Origin of the sequence: uncultured Lacinutrix sp. (assembly GCF_947500605.1) — a bacterium.
Classification (GTDB): domain Bacteria; phylum Bacteroidota; class Bacteroidia; order Flavobacteriales; family Flavobacteriaceae; genus Lacinutrix.
Map to the genome: position 1 here is coordinate 1 of NZ_CANMSJ010000005.1, position 23595 is coordinate 23595.

The following is a 23595-nucleotide window of genomic DNA, read 5'->3' on the forward strand; positions in this document are numbered from 1 at the left end:
GTTATAAATGATATTCAAATTAATAACCATTATATATGTCATTCAGAAGGAGGCACGACTGAAGAATCTTTTGATTTGATTGAGAGATTCTTCGCTTCGCTCTGAATGACAGTTGTGCTCTGAATTACAGTTTTGTTTTGAATTGCATTTGTGTTATAAATGATATTCAAATTAATAACCATTATATATGTCATTCAGAAGGAGGCACGACTGAAGAATCTTTTGATTTAATTTAGAGATTCTTCGCTTCGCTCTGAATGACAGTTGTGCTCTGAATGACAGTTTTACTCTGTATTGCAGTTTTGTTTTGAATTACACTTGTATTATTAACGATATTCAAATTAATAACCATTATATATGTCATTCAGAAGGAGGCACGACTGAAGAATTTTTTGATTTGATTGAGAGATTCTTCGCTTCGCTCTGAATGACAGTTGTGCTCTGAATGACAGTTTTACTCTGTATTGAAGTTTTGTTTTGAATTGCATTTGTATTATAAATGATATTCAAATAAATGACCGTTACACATGTCATTCAGAAGGAGGCACGACTGAAGAATCTTTTTGATTATTTGATTGAGATTCTTCGCTTCGCTCTGAATGACAGTTTTACTTTTAATGGCACTTTTACTCTGTATTGTAATTTATTTGAAGCATAAAAAAAACCACCTGATTTAGGTGGTTTTTATTGTTTGTTATTTGTTTGAGAGATTCTTCGCTTCGCTCTGAATGACAGTTGTGCTTTGAACTACATTTGTATTATAAATTAAAGCAACACTATTCTATAGTCACAATTAAATCGTCCTGTTTTACCATACTTCCTTCTTTTAGGCTCACCGATTTTACTGTTCCAGATTTAAAAGCTGTTACAGTAGTTTCCATTTTCATGGCTTCGATAATAAAAAGCGGATCGTTTTCTTTTACTTCCTGTCCTTTTTTAACCAATACTTTGTAAAGTGAACCTTGTAAAGGCGCTCCAATTTGGTTAGTATCTGCTGGATCTATTTTTGTATTGGTTTCAATTTTAATGTTTAGAGATTTGTCTAAAATTTCTACAAAACGATTTTCACCATTTACTTTAAAAAAGACGGTTCTTATGCCTTCTTCATTAGGAATACCAATAGATAGTAATTTAATAATAACAGTTTTACCAGGTTCTAATTCTATTAAAATCTCCTCGCGAAGTTTCATACCATAGAAAAAGTTTTTTGTAGGTACTAAAGCTAAATTACCATAGGTTTTATAGTTTTCGTGCGCTTGCTCAAATACTTTTGGGTATAACGTGTACGATAAGAAATCTTCCATCTCGATAGCACGTGTAAAGCCTTTTTGGAATTTCTTTTTGAAGGCTTTAAACTCTTCGTCAAAATCTATAGGTTCTAAATGCGCGTTTGGTCTGTTGGTGTATGGTTTTCTGTTTTTCAGAATTATTTTCTGAAGCTTTTTCGGGAAACCGCCAGATGGTTGTCCTAAATCGCCAACAAAGAAACTAATTACAGAATCTGGAAACGAAATTTCTTCGCCACGTTCCATAACATCTTCTGTGGTTAGGTTATTGGTAACCATAAAAATGGCCATGTCTCCAACAACTTTAGAACTTGGTGTTACTTTTACCAAGTTACCAAAGAGTTTATTAACTGCGGCATACATTTTTTTAACCTCATCAAATCTATCTGCTAAACCTAAAGCCGTTGCTTGCGGACGTAAATTACTATATTGTCCGCCAGGAATTTCGTGTTCGAAAACCTCAGCAGTTCCTGCTTTTAAACCAGACTCGAACGGATAATACAGTTCGCGAGTATCTTCCCAAAAATTAGAAAACTGATTTAATTTAGGCATATCGAAATCGTGTGCTCTTGGTTGGCCTTTCATCATTTCTACAACCGCATTAAAGTTGGGTTGCGAGGTTAAACCAGATAAACCACTTAATGCTACGTCTACAACATCTACACCAGCTTCAATAGCTTTTAAATACGTTGCTGTTTGTAATGAAGAAGTATCGTGCGTATGTAAATGTATTGGCACCTTTACAGTATCTTTTAATGCTGCTACTAGTTCTGTTGCTGCATACGGTTTTAATAATCCTGCCATGTCTTTAATAGCAATCATGTGTGCACCTGCATTTTCTAAATCTTTAGCCAGTTGCGTGTAATAATTTAGGTTGTATTTTGTTTCGTTTACATCTAAAATATCTCCTGTGTAACTTAATGCTGCTTCTGCTATTCCGCCAGTTTTGTTACGTACATAACTAATGCTTGGTTCCATTGCTTTTACCCAGTTTAGGGAATCGAAAATTCTGAAAATATCGACACCATTCTCCCAAGACTTTTCTACAAATTTCTCGATTAAATTATCTGGATATGCTTTATAACCAACACCGTTAGAGCCACGCAATAACATTTGGAATAATATATTTGGTACAGCTTTACGCAATTCTCTTAATCGTGTCCACGGACTTTCGTGTAGGAAACGTAAGCAAACATCGAACGTTGCACCTCCCCAAACTTCCATACTAAAGGTGTTGGGATGGTTTTTTGCGAAGCTTTCGGCTACCTTAAGCATATCGAAAGAACGCATTCTTGTTGCTAATAACGATTGGTGCGCATCGCGCATTGTAGTATCTGTAAAATGAATTTTTTTCTCGTCTTTTAACCAAGCACAGAATTTTTCTGGACCTAATTCTGTTAGCATATCTTTTGTGCCTTTTGGATAGGCTTCAGATAAACTGAACTTTGGCACTTTAGGGTTTCTAAAGACTTTATTTTCTTCAATGTTTTTAACGTCCGAATTTCCGTTTACGGTGACTTCAGCTAAAAAGTTAACCACTTTAGAGGTTCTATCTTGTGGTAGTTTTATTTTAAATAGGGCAGGAGTATTCTGAATAAAATTAACAGTGACTTTACCGTCTTTAAATGTTGGATGCTGAATAACATTTTGTAAAAAATGAATGTTGGTTTTTACACCTCTAATTCTAAACTCCTTTAAAGCACGCACCATTTTACGTGTAGCTCCATCTAAAGTTCTACCATGAGAAGACACTTTTACTAACATAGAATCGAAAAACGGACTCACTTGATAGCCTTGATAAATGCTTCCGGCATCTAAACGAATACCCATTCCAGAGGCACTTCTATACGTAGTTACGTTCCCATAATCTGGTGTGAAGTTGTTTGAAGGATCTTCGGTTGTTAATCTACATTGCAAAGCAAAACCATAGGTTGCAATAGTATCTTGACCGTATATTTTTATTTGCTCGCTGTCTAATTTGTAATTACCAGCAACAAAAATTTGTGTTTTTACCAAGTCTATTCCGGTTACCATTTCGGTAACGGTATGTTCTACTTGTATTCTTGGATTAACTTCTATAAAATAGATATTATCGTCTCCATCTACTAAAAATTCTACAGTACCAATATTATTGTAGCTTACCTCTTTTGCAATAGAAACGGCGTATTTGTATAAATCTTGTTTTACAGCATCGCTTACATTATGCGAAGGTGCAATTTCTACTACTTTTTGGTGACGACGTTGTACAGAGCAATCGCGCTCGTGTAAATGACGAATATTACCATGATTATCTGCTACAATTTGTACTTCTATATGCTTTGGGTTTTCTACATATTTTTCTAAAAACATGGTATCATCTCCAAAGGCATTTAATGCTTCGTTTCTAGCTGAATCGAAATTGAATTCTAAGTCTTCATCTTTTCTAATAATTCGCATACCACGACCACCACCACCAGAAGCGGCTTTTAGCATTAGCGGATAGCCAATAGTTGCAGCTTCAGAGAGTGCAACTTTAAGAGAGGTTAGCTTTTTCTTGTTACTTTCTATAATAGGAACGTTACATTTTACGGCTACTTTTTTAGCTGTAATTTTATCGCCTAAAGCATCCATAACTTCGGGTTCTGGACCTATAAAAATAATACCGTTTGCAGCACATTGTCTAGCAAACTCAGAGTTTTCGGATAAAAAACCATAACCAGGATGTATGGCATCTACGTTTTTAGCTTTTGCCAAATCTATAATTTGTGCAATGTCTAAATAGGGTTTTAAAGGCTGATTGTCTTCACCAATTTGGTAAGATTCATCGGCTTTATTTCTGTGTTGAGAATAACGATCTTCGTAAGTGTAAATAGCTACAGTAGTTATGTTTAACTCTGTACACGCACGTAAAACACGAATTGCAATTTCTCCTCTGTTGGCAACAAGAACCTTTTTAATTTTCATTAGTAGTGGTGTGTTATTTAATGATATATGGATTTTCGTTTTGGTAATTACGCATTACAAAATCTAAGGCTGCTTTTAGTAATTCGCCCATGTTTCGAGCACGTTTAAATTTAACATCTCCTGTTAAATCGAACAAGCCAAGTTTTAATTGTTTAATTTTTTCGGGTGAAGAAATCTCATCTCTCTTCATACATAATATTAAATGACGTAAACGCTTTTGTTCACTTTTAGCACGCTTTGCAAGTAGTGAGCGTTCCTCTTTTTCGTATTGTTTTATAGAGCCTCTGGTTAATACCTCTGCACTCATTTCTACCAATGGATTGTTTTCTTTTAAAAACTGAGGTTTATAAACTTTAGGGTTGCCTTCGTAACTCTGCTGATCGAAATCTACAGCACGAATACGGTATTGTTTACGGTCGAAATCGTGTGTAATTACAATAACGTAGTTGTACGAGCGCATATCGGCCAATAACCTTACAAAACAACGTTCGTTAAACTTAACAAACTCTTTTGCTAAAGCTCTTCTGTCTTGCTCTGTAATGGTGTGTAAATGTTCTTTTATATAAATGTCTCCAGGAATTCCAGAGATGTGTTCTTCGATTAATGTGTCTTTATGAACTAAAAAATTAATGTGGTTAGGAGAAAGAATATCTTCTAGCTCTAAACCATAAATACGTGAAGCATCGGCTTTTTTAATGTAAAGAAAGATGTAGTTATCGTTTAATACGTTTCTTACCTTAATACGAAAAGGCTTCGTGTTACCAAAGGTGCAAAAATCGATACTATCAATATTTAAATAGGGTAGAATACTATCGCTTCCATCGGAATGTAAGATGGAATACATTTGCTTTAAGCTGTTTTGTATTTCTTCGCGTTCGTGTTCTGCATAATAGCAGCTTACCCAAAGTGTATCGACGTCATTATTATCAAAAATTTCTACTGCACCTTGAAAACGCAGTAAATCGTCGTAGAAAATCGGAATTTTTATATTCCTGCCTTGAGCAGTTAAGTAGTTAGATAGTTGAGCAGTAATTGGATAGGCAGGCTTTTTTTTAGAAATTAATTTTTCGTTCATAGTTATATTGGAAAGTCTATAAGTTAGCTAAAAATTATGTAAAATACAATGCGTGCATAATATATTTTGAATAATAGATTTATATTAAATACGAAACTTAATTAGAAGTGGATTTTTTACAAACGCTAATTTTCTGTCTAAGAATGATTTGTTTACTAAAAATAATTATACCTTTGCTTCATAATTATGAAAAACAACAATTTAAATAGTATTTGTAAACAGGCCTGGATGTCAAATTCCGGAAGCTAGAGCGTATACTATTATTACATATTTAATAAGCGTTCTATTTTTTTATAGAACGCTTTTTTATTACACAAAACTGAATGAATATTTTAAACTTTATTTCGATTAATGCCAGTAAGATTACACGTATAAATATGTGTAATAAGTCTTATATGTCCAATTATCGAAGCGTTTAGAATGAGTTAAAACTTAAATTTTTAATCCCTTTGATTTTATTTTAAATCAAAGGGATTTTTTTATGTCTAGTATTATGAAAAAAAGAATCACATTATTATTACAAAGAGAAGAAGTGCTTACAGAGCTTAAAAGCTATACAAACGTTTTAATAGGCTCGTTTATATTATCCATAGCCTATGTAATATTTATTATACCACACAATATAGTGCCTGGTGGTATTTTGGGATTAAGTATTGTAATTAATAAGCTTACAGGTATGTCTATAGGTATAATTGCTATACTTATAAATATTCCTTTATTGCTTTGGGGAACAAAAGTACTTGGCGGAAAAACTGGTGTTAAAACTGCTTTTTCTATGGTATTGGTTTCTTTTTATATCGATGTTTTTTCTAAGATTTTTGAAAACAGAGTTTTTGTGGAAGATGTTTTAGTGTCTTCATTATTTGGAGGTGTTATTGTTGGTTTTTCTGTTTTTATGGTAATGAAGGCAGGAGCAACAACAGGCGGAAACGATATTTTAGTTCGTATTCTAGCAACCAAAATAAAACTTCCTTTTAGTCAGCTTATTTTAATAGTTGATGGTGTCATTATTTTTCTAGGGATTTTTGTTTTTAAAGATTTTACAATGGCTGCTTATAGTATTGTTGCTATAATTGCGATTAGTAAAACGATAGGTTATTATATTAAAAAATCGACAACACACATGACCGTTTTTGTGTTCTCTAAAAAGAATTTACTTATTCAAGAAGCTTTTTTAAATTTTGAAGAGTATACCAATACTATTTTAAAGCTGATTCATCATGACTCTCAAGGAAAGTTAATATTAATAACCAGAAACGCTAAACAGTTAGAAGCTATTAAAAGCGTTGTTTATAGCGTGGATGCCGATGCTGATATTAGTGCATTAGAATCTAGTACCGAATCTATTTAAAGTACTTAGAATAAAAAAACCACCTCGAAAGGTGGTTTTTTTGTTTCCGTGTAAGCGTAGAAAAAAATAGTGTTATGAGTTTTCGAACTTTTCTATCATCTCTTTGAATAAGCCTAGCAAAAAAGTTAGTTTACTAGAGTCGCCTGAAGCATTAAACACATGGTTTTCAATTTTTACACCATACCAATCTTGTTTACTGTTTTCATTAAGAATCCATGGTATTTCTATATTTTTTAATGAAGTATTTGATAAATCAATTTCTACATCCCAACCTGGATTATCAAGTGTTGAAATATGTATACCTTCACCATGTTCCCAATCTCCATCACAATTGTTTTTAAACCAATGCTGTATCCAGTCTGTAATTTCCATTTGTATTAAGATGTTTTTATACTATTTAAGCTTAGCTGTTAAAGAATAAATGTAAAATAATTTTAAACGAAATTAGCTTAAAAAAAGATAATAAAGTCAAGTATAAAAAAAACACCTTGAAAGGTGGTTTTTTGAAATTTCGTTTAATATTTCGTTGATATAAAATCGTTTCAATGTTTTATATCAGACGTTAAACGAAGTTAGGCTAAAAAAAAGGACAAAGTCAAGCATAAAAAAACCACCTCGAAAGGTGGTTTTAGTCTTTCCGCGAAAGCGAAAAAATAGTTTTATTTAAGTAGTTTCTGGTTAAACAGAATAACTTACTTAATCATAGAGTAACTACGTTTTATAAAATCTGAAAGTTCTTTTCCTTTTAATAAACCTTGAGATAGTCTAGCTAAATCTAAACTTTGGTTTATTAAACGTTCTTGAATCTCTTTGTTTTCGGTATTTAAAATTTCGCCTACCAATTCAGAATTTGTGTTCACTGTTAAGTTATACATTTCTGGCATGGCACCAAACATTTGCATTCCACCTCCACCACCGGAAGCTTGCATTTCTTTCATTCTACGCATAAATTCTGGTTGCGTAATCATAAATGGAGAAGCATCACTATCTTGAGGCTCTAATTGTACCATGAATTTTTCTGAAGGAATAACTGCTTTCAATAATTCGTCTAATACTTTAGTTTGTGCTTCGTCTAATTTAGAAATTGTTGTTTCGTCTTTCTTAATTAGCTTGTCTATAGAATCTGCATCTACACGAGCAAATGTTATGTTCTCTTTAGTGCTTTCTAATTTCTGCATTAAATGCGAAATAATAGGCGAGTCTAATAACAATACTTCGTAACCTTTAGCTTTTGCAGCTTCAATATACGTGTGTTGTGAGTCTTGGTCGCTAGCATAAAGAATAACTAGTTTACCATCTTTATCTGTCTGGTTTGCTTTAATAGCATTTTCTAACTCTTCGTAAGTAAAATACTTGTTATCTACAGTTGGGTATAAAGTAAAGGCATCTGCTTTTTCGAAGAATTTATCTTCGCTAAGCATTCCGTATTCAATAACCACTTTAATATCGTTCCACTTTGCTTCAAAATCTTCACGATTTTCTTTAAATAACGATTTTAATTTATCTGCAACTTTACGTGTAATGTAAGATGAAATCTTTTTTACAGCACCATCTGCTTGTAAGTAAGAACGCGATACGTTTAATGGAATGTCTGGAGAATCGATTACACCACGTAACATTGTTAAAAATTCTGGTACAATACCTTCTACATTATCGGTTACATAAACTTGGTTTTGGTATAACTGAATCTTATCCTTTTGCATGCTCATGTCTTGAGTCATCTTTGGGAAATATAAAATTCCTGTTAAATTAAACGGATAATCTACATTTAAATGAATGTGGAATAATGGATCTTCGTGTTGTGCAGGATATAATTCTCTGTAAAAATTGGTGTAGTCGTCACCTTCTAATTCTGTTGGTTGTTTTGTCCAAGCAGGATTAGGGTTGTTGATAATGTTATCTACAGTAATTTTTTGTTGAGGCTCAGTTGTTTCTTTACCTTCAGCATCTTTTGTAGTTGCAGGTGTGTGCTCTGGATCGTTAACTTCTTTAGTTCCAAATTTAATTGGAATAGGCATAAACTTGTTATACTTATAAAGTAGCGTGCTAATACGTGCTTCTTCTAAAAACTCTGTAGAGTCTTCTGCAATATGAAGAATAATTTCTGTTCCTCTGTCTGTTTTATCTGAAGCTTCTAAAGTAAACTCAGGAGATCCATCGCAAGTCCAATGTGCTCCAGTTGTTCCTTCTTTATGAGATTTAGTAATAATCTCTACTTTTTCTGCAACCATAAAAGCAGAATAGAAACCAAGACCAAAATGACCAATAATACCAGAATCTTTAGCAGAATCTTTATACTGATCTAAAAACTCTTCAGCACCAGAAAATGCAATTTGGTTAATGTATTTTTCAACCTCATCTTCTGTCATTCCTAAACCTTGATCGATAATATGAAGTTTTTTACCTTCTTTATCAATTTTAATCTCGATTACAGGATTTCCGTATTCAGATTTAGATTCGCCAATACTAGTTAAATGCTTTAACTTTAAAGTTGCATCTGTACCATTACTTATAAGCTCACGTAAAAATATTTCGTGATCACTATACAAGAATTTTTTAATTAATGGGAAAATGTTTTCAACCGAAACATTAATGTTTCCTTTTGCCATAATAAATTATTTTATTTGTCATTCCTACAAAGGCAGGAATCTTATTAATTATTGTTTTAATATACTATCGATAGAATAGACAACAAAAATGCCAATTGATTAAAAGTGACAAGATGACACTGTTATAACTATAATTTGAGAATTTCATATTTATAGCAAGTTGTTATGCATGCATAATTAATTAAAACAATTTTGAGATACATTATAGTTGAAAAACTTAAATTGCGCTTCAGATTACTTGTAATAATACAGTCTTGAGATTTCCGTCTTCGCGGAAGAAATAAAATAGCTTTCTATGTACAATTCAAAAATAATAGGACTTGGTAAATATGTCCCAGATAATGTAGTAACCAACAACGATCTATCTAAAATGATGGATACTAATGACGATTGGATTACCGAACGCACAGGTATTAAAGAACGTCGTTGGGTAAAAGAAGGTTCTGGAGATACTACAGCAACAATGGGAGTAAAGGCTGCCAAACAAGCTATTGAACGTTCTGGAATTGATAAAGATGATATCGATTTTATAATTTTTGCAACCTTAAGTCCAGATATGTATTTTCCTGGTCCAGGAGTACAAGTACAACATGCTTTAGGTATTAAAACAGTAGGTGCTTTAGATGTACGTAACCAGTGTTCTGGATTTGTATATGCAATTTCTGTAGCAGATAATTTTATTAAAACTGGAATGTATAAAAACATTTTAGTTATTGGTAGTGAATTACATTCTCGCGGATTGGATAAAACAACAAGAGGAAGAGGTGTAACTGTTATTTTTGGAGATGGAGCAGGAGCAGCTATTTTAACTAGAGAAGAAGATAACACAAAAGGAATATTATCTACACACTTACATTCTCAAGGAGAACATGCAGAGGAGTTAGTACTTGTAGCACCAGGAATGGGAAAACGTTGGGTAAACGATATTATAGCAGAAAACGATCCTAACGATGAGAGTTATTTTCCGCATATGAATGGGCAATTTGTATTTAAAAATGCAGTGGTTCGTTTTAGTGAAGTTATAATGGAAGGTTTAGCTAAAAACAATTTAGATAAAGAGGCTATAGATATGTTAATACCGCATCAAGCGAATTTACGTATTGCACAATTTATACAGAAGAAATTTGGACTAAGTGATGACCAGGTTTTTAATAATATTCAAAAATACGGAAACACAACAGCGGCTTCTATTCCAATAGCTTTAACCGAAGCTTGGGAAGAAGGAAAAATTAAAGAAGGAGATAATGTAGTTTTAGCTGCCTTTGGAAGTGGATTTACTTGGGGAAGTGTTATTATTAAATGGTAACAAATTCCTTTGAAAAAAGGAATCTCATTAAAAAGTAATATAAAGTTATAGTTGTCACTCTATTCTTGGTATTGAATCCTTAATAAAACGGTTTGTCATTCTGTACTTGATATTAAACTATAATAAATGGTTTGTTATTCTGTAATTGATGTTGAACTATTATAAAAGGTTTGTCATTCCTGCGAAGGCAGGAATCCATTACAAATAGTATTTAAAATTAGATTCCTGCCTTCGCAGGAATGACAAGCATATACTAGAAATAAAAAAATCCCAATGTATCAATATTGGGATTTTTTTGTTGTTAATCATGAGAATTTAACTCATTTACAAATTTTAAAGAGTAAGGGGTAATAAAAATCTAATCAATCATTTTTTTTTAAATTATTACGAGTCGTTTTTTAATAACGTAACAATCTCTTAATATAACTAACAGATTACATAATAAAAAGGTTTGTCATTCTGTAATTGATGTTGAACTATAATAAATGGTTTGTCATTCTGTACTTGATACTAAACTATAATAAAAGGTTTGTCATTCCTGAGAAGGCAGGAATCCATTACAAATAGTACTTAAAATTAGATTCCTGCCTTCGCAGGAATGACAAGAGTGTACAAGGAATAAAAAATAAAAAAAATCCTAATGTATCAATATTGGGATTTTTTTGTTGTTAATCATGAGAATTTAATTCATTTACAAATTTTAAAGAGGAAGGGCTAATTAAAATCTAATCAATCATTTTTTTTAATTATTACGAGCTGCTTTTTAATAACGTAACAATCTCTTAATATAACTAACAGACTACATAATTAAACGGTTTGTAATTCTGTACTTGATGTTAAACTATAATAAATGGTTTGTCATTCCTGCGAAGGCAGGAATCCATTACAAATGGTACTTAAAATTAGATTCCTGCCTCGGCAGGAATGACAGAAGTATAAAAAAATCCCAATGTGAAAACATTGGTTTTTTTTTGAGGTTAATCATGAGAATTTAACTCATTTAAAAATTTTAAAGAGGAAGGGCTAATTAAAATCTAATCTATCATTTTTTTTAATTGTTACGAGCTATTTTTTAATAACGTAAGAATCTCTTAATATGAACTAACAGATTAGACAATAAAACGGTTTGTCATTCTGTAATTGATGTTGAACTATAATAAGAGGTTTGTTATTCCTGCGAAGACAGCAATCCATTACAAATAGTACTTAAAATTAGATTCCTGCCTCCGCAGGAATGACAAGAGTGTACAAGGAATAAAAAATAAAAAAAATCCCAATGTATCAACATTGGGATTTTTTGCTATTCATCATGAAAACTAAACTTATTTACAAATTTTAAAGTGGAAGACTAATTCAAATTTAACGATTCGTTTTTCTAAGTTGTGTTATACTTTAGATGTGTCTTTTCTATTTTAATTGCGCTCAAAATTTTACTTTAACATAGTTTAACAGTTGTTAAAAATTAAATAAAAATCCCAATGCGTCAACATTGGGATTTCTTGCTATTAATCATATAAACTTAACGTGTTTACGAACGTTTTTATGGAAGACTAATTCAAATAAATATTTCGTTAACTGTGTTGTGTTTCTTTATAGACGACTAAATTTCGTTTTTATTACACTGATATTCAGTATTTAACAGGTTTTTAACATTATTCAGTGTTTTTTGATAAATAAAAAATCCTGAAACATAAGTTTCAGGATTTTATCGCTATTAACCAACTCTATATCGATTAGAAAATCGGATTAAAGAATTAATCGTAGCAAATATACAACGGTTAATTAACGTAAATAGTACGTTTTAAAATTTTAGTATATATTTAACTATTGTTGAAGGCTATTTGGGTGCTAAAAAATCAAAAACCCAAAGTAGATCAAACTTTGGGTTTTCTTATTTAATAACCTTGTATAACACTAACCATTAACTATTAATAAGGTTATTAAAACACTAATTAGTATTTTAAAATTATTTTCTATAAAAATCCGCCACCAGATTTTTCATTGTTATCTCTATTTTTTCTTGATTTTGCTTGGTATTTTCCGCCTCCAAATCTGTAAGACAATCCAGCAAAAATAGTCTGACTTTCCCAGTTAAAGGTTCCTACTTGTTTGTACGGTCTGTTTCCTGTGAAACCAAATTCTTGTGTTCCAAACACATCATTAAAGTTTAAGCTAAAAGAACCTTTACCATCTGCGAAATCATGTCTTGCTCCAAGGTTAACAAAATACATTGGTTCACTTTTAAATTGTAAATCTTCGGCAGAACCACGGTAAAAAGCGAAAGCAGATAAGCTTATCTTTTTAGTAACTTTAAAATTATTGAATACTCTAAAGTTGTATGCAAAATTATCGACTTCAACTACATTGGTTTGGATATCGTTTAAAGTTGCCGTTTCTAAAGGCGCATCTAGTATTTCTGTAATTCCTTTTTGGGTTTGCATGTAAGCATCAAAACTAGCATTTAAACTCCACCATTTTGTTGGCCTGTAATTACTTGATAATTCTATTCCGTAAGCTGAGGTGTCATCATAATTATTATGAGTTAAAATTTGACGACCAGAAGTAACATCTGTTCTGTCTATAGTAATACCTTGGTTAATTTCATCTTGTATTGCACGATAGAAAACACCTGCTGTAACACTTCCTGCTTTTAATTGTCTGGTATAATTTAACTCTATAGAGTTTGTAAATTGTGGCTCTAAATTTTGGTTTCCAAAAGAAGATATTAAAGGCGTACTCCATTCTCTAATAGGATTTATTTGTCCTATTCCTGGTCTATCTACACGACGACTAAAGCTTAATTGGTAAGCATTTTTTTCTGATGGAGAATAGGTAAAGAAAGCTGAAGGATACAACTCAAAATAATCATTATCAAAAGCTATTAAGTCAGTTTCATTTGTAGCTTCAGTAGATAAAGCATCTGCATTAACTTTTACATTCTCTGCACGTAAACCTATTTGGTAGGTCCATTTTTCAAAAGTTTTACCATAGGTAGCGTAAGCAGAATAAATATCTCTAGAATAATCGAAAACCGTACTTGGTGTTGGTCTAAAAACACCCATATTGTTTAAAGAAATTCCTGTAGAATTATAATCTATACTTGTGCTAAATAAACGAGCTTGTACACCTAACTCTAACTTTGCAGAATCGCTTAACGGATTCACATAGTCTAAATTAATAGTAGTTCTATCTCTATCTGTAGTTACAAAATCTAAGTAGTTATTTAAATCTGTGTTTCCAGAAAATCTAAAATCGGCATCTTCTTGTTGGTCAAAAACATTGTAATCTACCTCTAATTCTATATTAGAACCTTCTTTTGCCAATTCTAATTTGTAATCAAAATTGTATTGCGATGAGTTATTATCGTTTTTACTATCGAAAACTTGATATTGGTTTAAGCTTGACATATTATAAAACAAAGCATCAGTTGTACCTCCGTTTTTAGCATCTGTAATATTCTGATTTGTAAAAAACGAAATGGTATTCTTATCATTTAAATAAAAATCTACACCAGCTTTAAATAAGTGATTCTTATTATTGTCTTTAAAAGCAAAAGCTTGTTCAGAGTTATTTTGTGGTCTACTTATTAAACCGCTATTATCATTTTTAGAAATATTATTACCATAATTACCGTAGAAATTTAATTTACCATTACGGTAATTCATGTCTATAGAGCTGTTAAACTTAGCATTATCTTGATAGTTTAATCCTAAATTAATATTCCCGTTAAAACCAATTTTTATATTCTTTTTCAAGATTATATTTATAAGTCCGCTCATGCCTTCCGGATTATATTTGGCAGACGGATTGGTAATTAATTCAATACTTTTAATAGAAGTAGACGGTATTTGTTTTAATAATTGTGCAGCAGGAATGTTAGACAGTTTTCCATCTACCATAACACGCACATTGGCATTTCCTCTTAAGCTTATAGCACCAGATTGAGAATCTACACTTACGCTTGGTAAATTGTTCATTATGTCGCTAGCTGTAGGTCCAGAAGTGGTTAAATCTTTACCAACAGTAATAACTTTTCTATCTACCTTTTGTTGTATGGTAGAGACTTCGGCAGTAAGTTCTACTTCGTCTAAGCTAGTAGCAGCTTCGTAAATTTTGACTTCGCCAAAATCTATTTTATTGTTTTTTTTGTCTATTGTTATTTCTCTACTTACCGTTTTGTATCCTAAATACTCGATACTTACATTAGTAGTGCCTTCTGGAATATTATCCATGTAAAAAGTACCATCATCTTTAGTAATGCTACCTGTAATAATTTTTCCGCTCAATTCGCGAATAACTATATTTACATATGGTAAGGGTTCGTTAAATACTCCGTCTAAAATAGTACCAGTAATAATACCAGTTTTAAATGTGGGTAATTGTTTTGCTGAAGTTTGCGCTTGTACTAATGTGGTTACTAGTAACAAACAAAGGAAGATAATTTTTTTCATTTGATTGATTGATTTTTGGTATTAATATTAAGACGACTAATTTTATATTGTGTTACTGTTTTTAATAAACGTTAACATTGTTTTAACATTAAAGGGTGTTTTCGCTTTCGCGGAATTAACCCAGTATTAAATAAAATTTATATGAATAAAAAAACATTAGTAATAGGAGCATCTACAAAACCGCAGCGTTATTCTAACATGGCTATGCGAAAATTAACAAACTACAATCATGAAACAGTGGCTTTTGGTTTAAGAGAAGGCGTAGAGTATGGTGTTACAATAGATACAGAACTAAAGCCTTATAAAGATATAGATACGGTTACTTTATATCTAAACCCAAAAAGACAAGAACAGTATTACGAGTACATTGTGTCCTTAAATCCAAAACGCGTTATTTTTAATCCAGGAACAGAGAATCCTGAATTTTATACAATTTTAAAAGAAAACGCTATTGCATTTGAAGTTGCTTGTACTTTGGTTTTATTATCTACAAATCAGTATTAAGAATTTCTTTTTTTCTAATAATTAGCAGCCCTAAAAAGGTAATGAATCCGTTTAAAATTAGGATAAAGAAACCGAATTCAAAACCAAACCATTTTAAGCTATTTACGCTTATTATATAAGATAAGATAGGAGAAAGTATAGCGATAATTGGTACAATTTTATCTCTAACTTGCCATTTTGTAAATAAACCAAAAGCATATAAACCTAAAAGTGGCCCATACGTATAACCTGCGAAAACAAAGAGTTTGGCTATAACGCTTGCATCTTTAATAATATATTTAAAAGCAACAATAACAAGTATTAAGATAAAAGAGATTAAGATATGTATACGTTTTCTAATTTTTACTTGTTTTTCTGGTGTATGCTTTTTTTCGATATCTAAAATATCAATACTAAATGAAGTGGTTAAAGAGGTTAAGGCAGAATCGGCACTACTATATGCTGCAGCAATTAAACCTAGTAAGAAAAAAGCAAATACACCAACACCTAAATGGTTTTTTGCTAGAATAGGAAAAAGATCATCCTTATGAGCATCAATTCCATTTTTTTGAGCATAAACGGTTAGTAATAAACCAAGACTTAAAAAAACAAAGTTTACAATCGTTAATACTAAAGTAAACCAAAACATGTTTTTTTGTGCATCTTTTAATGTTTTGCAGGTTAGGTTTTTTTGCATCATATCTTGATCTAAACCGGTCATTACTATTGCTATAAATGCACCTGAAATAAATTGTTTCCAGAAGTAGTTTCCAGATTTAAAATCATCAAAAAAGAAAGTCTTACTTAAATCACTATCTAATATAAAAGTTAAAACGTTACTTCCGTTTAAACCTAATTCATCACTCACAAAATAAATAGCTACACCAACTGCAGTAAGCATAAATAAAGTTTGTAAAGTATCTGTCCAAACAATTGTTTTTATTCCAGATTTAAAGGTGTACAACCAAATTAAAAGTACAGTAATAGTAACGGTTTGCCAAAATTCGACACCTAGCTCGTCAAACAAAATAATTTGTAAAACATTAGCAACTAAAAACAATCTAAAACTAGCTCCAATTACTCTAGAAATTAAGAAAAAGGAAGCTCCAGTTTTGTAGGAGTAGTTTCCAAAACGCTCGTCTAAATAGGTGTAGATTGAAGTTAAATTAAGTTTATAGTATAAAGGAAGTAGTACGGTACCAATTACTAAGTAACCAACAATATATCCTAAAACGACTTGCATATAACTAAAATGAGACGCTTCAATCCAACCTGGAACCGATATAAATGTAACGCCAGAAAGTGAGGCGCCTATCATTCCAAAAGCAACAACATACCACGGAGATTGTTTGTTTCCTTTAAAAAAAGCATCATTTCCAGATTTTCTTCCTGTAAAATATGAGATTAATATAAGCACGCCAAAATAGGCTGCGATTAGTAGTAATATTTGAGTAGCTGACATGTAGATGATTTTCTGAGAGCCAAAATACGAATTACTTTAAAAGAAGGATTAACAAGTTGAGAATAAATATTAAATTCGCAGTCTATGGAATTCTCTTCAAAACTTTTAGAAAATGCAGTTAACGAAATCTCTCAATTACCTGGTATTGGTAAGCGTACGGCTTTGCGTTTGGCATTACATTTACTAAAACAACCTAAGGAACAAACGCTAAATTTGTCTAATGCATTATCGCATATGCGAGAAGATTTAAAATTCTGTAAATCGTGTCATAATATTAGTGACGTCGAGTTATGCGAAATCTGCTCAAATCCGTTAAGGAAAGACGATATTATTTGTGTGGTTGAAGATATTCGAGATGTTATGGCGATAGAAAACACAGCATCTCATAAAGGATTATATCACGTTTTAGGCGGAAAAATTAATCCTATAGAAGGTATTGGACCTCACGATTTAAATATTGTAAGTCTTGTCGAAAAAGTAAGAGCAGGAAATGTAAAAGAACTCATTTTTGCATTGAGTCCAACTATGGAAGGCGACACAACTAATTTCTATATTTTTAAACAACTTAGCGGTTTAGAAGTTGAGACCTCTACAATTGCTAGAGGAATTTCGGTTGGCGATGAATTAGAGTATGCCGATGAAATTACACTCGGCCGCAGTATATTAAACCGTATTCCGTTTGAAGCTTCATTAAAATACTAATTGCATTTGCAACTTTCAGTAATCATATTAAACTACAACGTACACTACTTTTTACAGTTGTGCTTGCAAAGCGTGGAAGCTGCTGTTCAAGGATTAAATGCCGAAATTATTGTAATAGACAACAACTCTCAAGATAGTAGTTGTGCAATGGTAAAAGAGCAATTTCCAAATGTAAAACTTATAGAAAATAAAGAAAACTCAGGTTTTTCTAAAGGAAATAATATTGGCGTTAAACATGCCAAAGGCGAATACCTTTGCATACTAAACCCAGATACTGTTGTTGCAGAAGATACTTTTAAAACACTTTTGGCTTTCGCCGAAAAACAAAAGAATCTCGGAATTGTTGGTTGTAAATTAATTGATGGCAATGGTAAGTATCTACCAGAAAGCAAACGTAATGTTCCTGTAACCAAAATTGCAATTAATAAAGCATTAGGGAATTCTAAACACTATTACGCAAACCATTTAAAAGAAAACGAAATTGGTAAAGTAGATGTGTTTGTTGGAGCTTTTATGTTATTAAAACGTAGTGTTTATAGCGAGGTTAAAGGTTTCGATGAAGATTACTTTATGTATGGTGAAGACATAGATTTAAGTTATAAAATAAAAAAAGCAGGATATCAAAGTTTCTATTTTGGAGAAACTTCTGTAATACATTACAAAGGAGAAAGCACATTAAAAGATAAAACCTATGCGAAGCGTTTTTATGGCGCCATGCAAATTTTTTATAAAAAGCATTTTAAAAGCAATCTGGTTTTCGATGCTTTGGTATTCTTCGGAATACAATCTGCAAAATTATTTGAAAGTAAAGTTTCAGCAGAGAGACTAAACTTCGAAGATTATACTTTGATTTCGAAGACTAACAATAAAGCATTAGCAAATAAATTACAAAAACCTGTAACATTCGCTTCTAATACTACCGAAGTGAAAAGTAATACTCAAATTATTTTCGATGCTAATTATATTAGTTTTCAGGAGATTATCCAGCAAATGGAAGCTTCAGAAAAAAATAAAAATTTATCATTTAAAATACTTCCAAAAAGTGCTAATTTTATACTCGGAAGTAATTCCTCTAAAAGTAGAGGAGAAGTGATACACTTTTAAGTATCAGAGCATTACAGAATTAGAGTTTAAAATTATATTGAATAATCAGATAAATCGACTATTTTTTAGTAATTTTGCACTCTGAAAATACAAAAAGACACATTTTTTATTAATATGGCAAGATTTGAACTAAAATTACCGAAAATGGGAGAAAGCGTTGCAGAGGCAACGATTACTTCATGGTTAAAAGAGGTTGGTGACACTATAGAACAAGATGAAGCAATCTTAGAAATTGCAACAGATAAAGTAGATAGCGAAGTACCTAGTGAAGTAGATGGCGTTTTAGTTGAAGTGCTATTTAATGTGGATGATGTTGTGCAAGTTGGGCAAACGATAGCTATTATCGAAACAGAAGGAGAAGGTAATGCTTCTGCTCAAGCACCAAAAACACAAGAAGTTGTAGAAGAAAAAGCAGCTCCTGCAGTTGCTGAGGTTGCACAAACAGTTGTTGCAGCTAAAGAGTCTGCAGCACCAATTAGTTCTAATGGAGAGCGTTTTTACTCACCGTTAGTAAAAAATATGGCTAAAGCCGAAGGTATAGCGCAAGCTGAACTAGATGCTATTCCAGGTTCTGGAAAAGATAGTCGTGTTACCAAAGCAGATATGCAAGAGTATTTAAAAACTAGAGGTTCTCAACCAGCGAAAGCAGTTGCAGCTCCAGTAACTCAAGCGCCAGCAAAAGCAGCAGCAAAACAAGTAGCAGCTCCAGTGGTATCTGCAGGAGGAGATGAAATTATAGAAATGACTAGAATGGGCAAGTTAATTGCACATCATATGGTTGAAAGTGTACAGAAAAGTGCACACGTACAGAGTTTTATAGAAGCAGATGTTACAAATATCTGGAATTGGAGAAAGAAAGTAAAGAACGATTTTATGAAGCGTGAAGGCGAAAACCTTACGTTTACACCAATCTTTATGGAAGCTATTGCAAAAGCATTACGCGATTTCCCAATGATGAATATCTCTCTTCAAGGTGATACTATTATTAAGAAGAAAAATATTAATCTTGGTATGGCTGCCGCATTAGGTAACGGTGATTTAATTGTGCCTGTTATTAAAAATGCAGATCAACTTAATTTAGTTGGCATGACAAAAGCAGTAAACGATTTAGCATCTAGAGCAAGAGATAATAAATTAAAGCCAGACGATATACAAGGTGGTACTTATACAGTAACTAACGTTGGTACTTTTGGTAGTATTATGGGAACACCAATTATTAATCAGCCACAAGTTGGAATATTAGCTTTAGGAGCAATACGTAAAGTGCCTGCAGTTATAGAAACTCCAGATGGTGATTTTATTGGTATCCGTTACAAAATGTTCTTATCGCATTCTTACGACCATCGTGTTGTAAATGGTGCACTTGGTGGACAATTTGTTAAAGCTGTAAAAGATTATTTAGAAGCTTGGGATTCTAATCGCGAGATTTAACAAATAATTCCTTTGAAAAAAGGAATCTTATATAAGTTTCTTCAAATTATAAAATTTTTGAAAAGCAAAAAGCACAGTTTTAAAACTGTGCTTTTTTTATGTTTATGTTTTAGGAGGTTTTCGTTTAACGTTGTTGTATGAAAAGTAGCAGATTTATTTGCGATAATTTTCCGTAAAAAACAAAGATAGCAGAAAAGAAATAAACTTTAAGTTTAGTTCTTAACTGCTATTTTTTATATGCTTTGTTATCAAACGTTATTATTATTATTCCTTTAAAAATTTCAATGTATTTCCATTCTCAAATCTTAAGAAATATAATCCATTTGGAAAGTTGCTTATATCAATCTTTTCGTCATTTATTATGTTACCTTCAACAACTTCTTTTCCCAACGTGTTTAAAATACTATATTTTTCAATTTTTTCTAAATTAGAAATAACAATAAAATCGCTGGAAGGATTTGGAAATAATCGTATGTTTTTATTTTTAACAAAATCATCTAAGGATAGAGTGAAATTTAAAATTGAAACTTCAAAAATAAAATTAATTGTAGAATATTCGACGCCATCTTGAAAAGCGCTTCCACCAGTATAACCACCACTATAATCAGCTAAAACATCTATAGCGTTATCAACAGTAAACTCAAAAGTATACTGATTGTTTTGTGTTAAAGCTAAAGTATTAGTAATGTTAATTCTAATTGGATCTCCAATATTATTTATTGTGATTGAAGGGTGTGATTCTGTGTAAATAGGTGTGCCTCCAACAGAATTTCCACTATACACATTGAGGGTTCCAGCAGAAATGGTACCTGTTTCATTTGAAACAAGTTGAACATATTCTAGATCTCCATCGCATTCAGCAATAAAACCTTGTCCCCAAAGAAAGGAATCTGCAGTAACATTATCTCCATTACCAACATCGCTTATTTGACATTGAGATATAGCTACTTGTGATAAAAATAAAATACTTATTATTACATAGATTTTGATTGTTTTGTAAAGTTGTTTCATAGTTTAAATTATAATTATTATTTGGTTTTAATGTTTGCTAATGTTTCGTTGATATAAAATCATTTCAATGTTTATATCATACGTTAAACGAAGTTCGACTATTTTTTTAGAAAGTCAAGCCTTTATAAAACACAAAAAGCACAGTATTAAAACTGTACTTTTTTATATGTTTAAAGAGATATGTATTCTTAATAAACTAAAAACTCTGGAAAAATTTCATCTTTTAAAGCCTGCCATTCGTCTTTTATTATACTGTAATAAATATCGGTTCTGCTGTCTCCACTTGGTGCGACGTTATTGTTTCTAAAAACACCTTCTTTTTGCGCTCCTAATTTTTCTACTGCTCTTTGCGCTTTTATATTTTTACTATCGACGCAAAATTGTATTCTTTTAAAACCAATAGTTTCGAACCCAAATTGCAATAATTCATGCTTAGCAGCCTTGTTTAATCCGGTACCTTGAAAATCTGTTCCAAACCAAGTCCAACCAATTTCACATTTTTTGTTTGCAGCATCTACGTTACCGTATCTTGTACAGCCTGCAACTTTATTAGTTTCTTTATCGATAATTAAAAAAGGATAACAAATACGATTGTTTTTGTCCTTAATTGTTTTTGCGATATAGTTTTTTAAACCTTGTTCGTTGTTTATGTTCGATCCCATAAACTTCCAAATTTCTCTATCGAAAATGATGTCTTTAAGCTCTTCGTTTCTTTCATCGGTAAAAGGAAGAAGTAAGACTCTGTCGTTTTCAAGTTGAATATTTGATTTTAGAATTTTTATTTTCATGTCTTAAAACTATTGTCAGTGTTTTTATTCCCGAAATTTCGAGATTAAACGAAGGTCGGCTATTTTTTTTCGGTAAAGTGAGTCTTGTTTAAATATCTAAACTAAACGTTTCACTATTATTTAATAAATATAAAATTATGGATTTGTAGACCATAATGCTACACTTTTAAGCATAGCTCTTCTTGGTAATTTTAAACCTGCAACTACAACTTCTGCAAAATCTTCTGGTTGTAAAACGCTGTCTTGAGAGTCTTTATCTGCAATTCCTAATTCTACAGACATATCCGATGCTATTGTGCTTGGTGTTAATGTGCAAACTCTAATATTGTTTTTACGTACTTCTTTCATTAAAGATTCCGACATACCAATTACTGCAAATTTAGATGCAGAATAAGCAGATGTGCTAGCGTTACCATTTAATCCAGCAGTAGAAGATACGTTAATAATATCACCTTCATTTTTCTCTATTAAATAAGGTAAAACCTCTTTAGTTACATAATACATTCCCATAAGATTAGTTTGTATTATTTGGCTCCATTGCTTAACATCCATATCGTTAAATGTACCAAAGGCAGCAATTCCGGCATTATTTACTAAAATATCTATAGTGCCAAATGTGTCTATAATGCTTTTTATAGCGGTTTTAACTTCGTCATAATTACCAACATCAAAAACAGAATAGATTGCATTAACTCCTAATGCTTCTAGTTCTAAAACTGTTTCTTTTAAAACGCTTTCATTTCTTCCTGTTATGGCTACATCAATGCCTTCTTTTGCAAAAGCAATGGCAGTAGCTTTTCCTAAACCTCTTCCACCTCCAGTAATTATTGCTTTTTTGTTTTTTAAATCTTTCATTATATTAATTTTCTATTTTAGAATGTAGTTTTTCCTGTAAATTGGTTTTTAGATTAAGCTTAATTAAAAGCCTTTCGCAAAGCTGCAATAAAATCTTCAACACTTTCAATATTATTAAAAACTTCTTTTTCCACTTTTAAAAGCGGAATACGGTTTTCGAAACGGTTCTTTTTATCTGCTTGAAATTCTTTAATTATTTTTAGGTAAGTTGTACTGTCTGTATCAATATTGTATTCGGTAAAAGCAATTTTGTTATCATCTAAAATGCGTTTCGTGTCTGGGCATATTGCGCAGTCGTCTTTAGTAAAAAGAGTTACTTTTTTGTCTTTAATGGCACGGTCTAGTTTAAAATCGAAACCTTCAAAATCTTTTTTAACATCTAAAGCGTAAGCAACTTCATTAACAACAAAAACAGTATCGTAGTTGCCTTCTTTTCCGGCTAATTGAATAAGTGTCATTATTTTTATTTTACTATTAGCTGCAATGTTTCTAATAATAGGTCGGTTACTGCTACGTCTAAAATCTTTAGTGTCTACTTTTAAAAACACATCGTAAGAAATAGAATCTGTATTGGTAACGTAAAGTGTTGTGCGTTTTCCTTTTTTTTCTTCGGAAAGCTTAACGTATTTATGGTCGTTTTGAGCAAAACTGTTTAGTGTAAGTAGTAAGAAGGCTATTGCAGTAAGGTATGTCTTCATATTTATAATTGATATCAAAGTAAAAATAACATAATACATT

At 31.6% G+C, this 23595-nt stretch carries 16 protein-coding genes; 6 read left to right on the forward strand and 10 right to left on the reverse strand.

Features of this window, described 5'->3' with window-relative positions; translation table 11 throughout:
- Positions 1 to 776 precede the first annotated feature (776 nt).
- Both Q0935_RS08580 and Q0935_RS08585 read right to left on the reverse strand, forming a co-directional pair.
- Positions 777 to 4229, reverse strand: a complete 3453-nt coding sequence (locus tag Q0935_RS08580) for a pyruvate carboxylase (protein ID WP_299384713.1) — start codon at positions 4227 to 4229, stop codon at positions 777 to 779.
- Between the two features lie 13 nt (positions 4230 to 4242).
- Positions 4243 to 5304, reverse strand: coding sequence for a hypothetical protein (locus Q0935_RS08585; RefSeq protein ID WP_299384716.1), 1062 nt, complete (start codon positions 5302 to 5304; stop codon positions 4243 to 4245).
- A 493-nt stretch (positions 5305 to 5797) separates the two neighbouring features.
- Here Q0935_RS08585 and Q0935_RS08590 point away from each other — a divergent pair, with 493 nt between their 5' ends.
- Positions 5798 to 6655, forward strand: a complete 858-nt coding sequence (locus Q0935_RS08590; RefSeq protein WP_299384719.1) for a YitT family protein — start codon at positions 5798 to 5800, stop codon at positions 6653 to 6655.
- 72 nt (positions 6656 to 6727) lie between these two features.
- Here the strand turns inward: Q0935_RS08590 and Q0935_RS08595 are convergent, their stop codons facing one another.
- Together Q0935_RS08595 and htpG are read right to left on the reverse strand one after the other, a co-directional pair.
- Positions 6728 to 7027: an immunity 53 family protein gene (locus Q0935_RS08595; RefSeq protein WP_299384723.1), complete on the reverse strand. Its 300-nt coding sequence runs from the start codon at positions 7025 to 7027 to the stop codon at positions 6728 to 6730.
- A 320-nt stretch (positions 7028 to 7347) separates the two neighbouring features.
- The gene (gene htpG / locus Q0935_RS08600; protein WP_299384727.1) at positions 7348 to 9264 is read right to left on the reverse strand and encodes a molecular chaperone HtpG; all 1917 of its coding nucleotides are present in this window, start codon (positions 9262 to 9264) and stop codon (positions 7348 to 7350) included.
- A 295-nt stretch (positions 9265 to 9559) separates the two neighbouring features.
- On the opposite strand from htpG, the gene Q0935_RS08605 reads away from it, so the two are divergent.
- The gene (locus Q0935_RS08605) at positions 9560 to 10570 is read left to right on the forward strand and encodes a 3-oxoacyl-ACP synthase III family protein (protein ID WP_299384731.1); all 1011 of its coding nucleotides are present in this window, start codon (positions 9560 to 9562) and stop codon (positions 10568 to 10570) included.
- Between the two features lie 1973 nt (positions 10571 to 12543).
- Here Q0935_RS08605 and Q0935_RS08610 read toward each other — a convergent pair.
- Complete coding sequence (locus tag Q0935_RS08610) at positions 12544 to 15021, reverse strand: TonB-dependent receptor (protein WP_299251352.1); 2478 nt, start codon at positions 15019 to 15021, stop codon at positions 12544 to 12546.
- Positions 15022 to 15162: 141 nt separating this feature from the next.
- Here Q0935_RS08610 and Q0935_RS08615 point away from each other — a divergent pair, with 141 nt between their 5' ends.
- On the forward strand, positions 15163 to 15525 hold the full coding sequence (locus Q0935_RS08615; protein ID WP_299251355.1) for a CoA-binding protein: 363 nt from the start codon (positions 15163 to 15165) through the stop codon (positions 15523 to 15525).
- Here the strand turns inward: Q0935_RS08615 and Q0935_RS08620 are convergent.
- The gene (locus tag Q0935_RS08620) at positions 15509 to 16966 is read right to left on the reverse strand and encodes a sodium:solute symporter (protein WP_299251358.1); all 1458 of its coding nucleotides are present in this window, start codon (positions 16964 to 16966) and stop codon (positions 15509 to 15511) included. The two genes, Q0935_RS08615 and Q0935_RS08620, sit on opposite strands and share 17 nt — an antisense overlap.
- 84 nt (positions 16967 to 17050) lie before the next feature.
- Between Q0935_RS08620 and recR the strand changes: the two genes are divergently transcribed.
- The 3 genes from recR (at position 17051) to Q0935_RS08635 (ending at position 20203) form a co-directional block, all read left to right on the forward strand.
- Entirely contained in the window at positions 17051 to 17668 is a 618-nt protein-coding gene (gene recR / locus Q0935_RS08625; RefSeq protein ID WP_299384736.1) for a recombination mediator RecR, read from the forward strand.
- A 6-nt stretch (positions 17669 to 17674) separates the two neighbouring features.
- The gene (locus Q0935_RS08630; RefSeq protein WP_299384739.1) at positions 17675 to 18772 is read left to right on the forward strand and encodes a glycosyltransferase family 2 protein; all 1098 of its coding nucleotides are present in this window, start codon (positions 17675 to 17677) and stop codon (positions 18770 to 18772) included.
- 114 nt (positions 18773 to 18886) lie between these two features.
- Complete coding sequence (locus Q0935_RS08635; RefSeq protein WP_299384743.1) at positions 18887 to 20203, forward strand: dihydrolipoamide acetyltransferase family protein; 1317 nt, start codon at positions 18887 to 18889, stop codon at positions 20201 to 20203.
- A gap of 264 nt (positions 20204 to 20467) precedes the next feature.
- Here the strand turns inward: Q0935_RS08635 and Q0935_RS08640 are convergent, their stop codons facing one another.
- From Q0935_RS08640 to Q0935_RS08655, 4 genes are all read right to left on the reverse strand, one after another.
- Positions 20468 to 21214, reverse strand: a complete 747-nt coding sequence (locus Q0935_RS08640) for a T9SS type A sorting domain-containing protein (RefSeq protein ID WP_299251370.1) — start codon at positions 21212 to 21214, stop codon at positions 20468 to 20470.
- A 188-nt stretch (positions 21215 to 21402) separates the two neighbouring features.
- The gene (locus Q0935_RS08645) at positions 21403 to 22002 is read right to left on the reverse strand and encodes a GNAT family protein (RefSeq protein ID WP_299384747.1); all 600 of its coding nucleotides are present in this window, start codon (positions 22000 to 22002) and stop codon (positions 21403 to 21405) included.
- Between the two features lie 135 nt (positions 22003 to 22137).
- Positions 22138 to 22857, reverse strand: coding sequence for a 3-ketoacyl-ACP reductase (locus tag Q0935_RS08650; RefSeq protein ID WP_299251376.1), 720 nt, complete (start codon positions 22855 to 22857; stop codon positions 22138 to 22140).
- Between the two features lie 59 nt (positions 22858 to 22916).
- A complete protein-coding gene (locus tag Q0935_RS08655) occupies positions 22917 to 23555 on the reverse strand; it encodes a glutaredoxin domain-containing protein (protein WP_299384751.1) in 639 nt (212 codons plus the stop codon).
- Positions 23556 to 23595 lie beyond the last annotated feature (40 nt).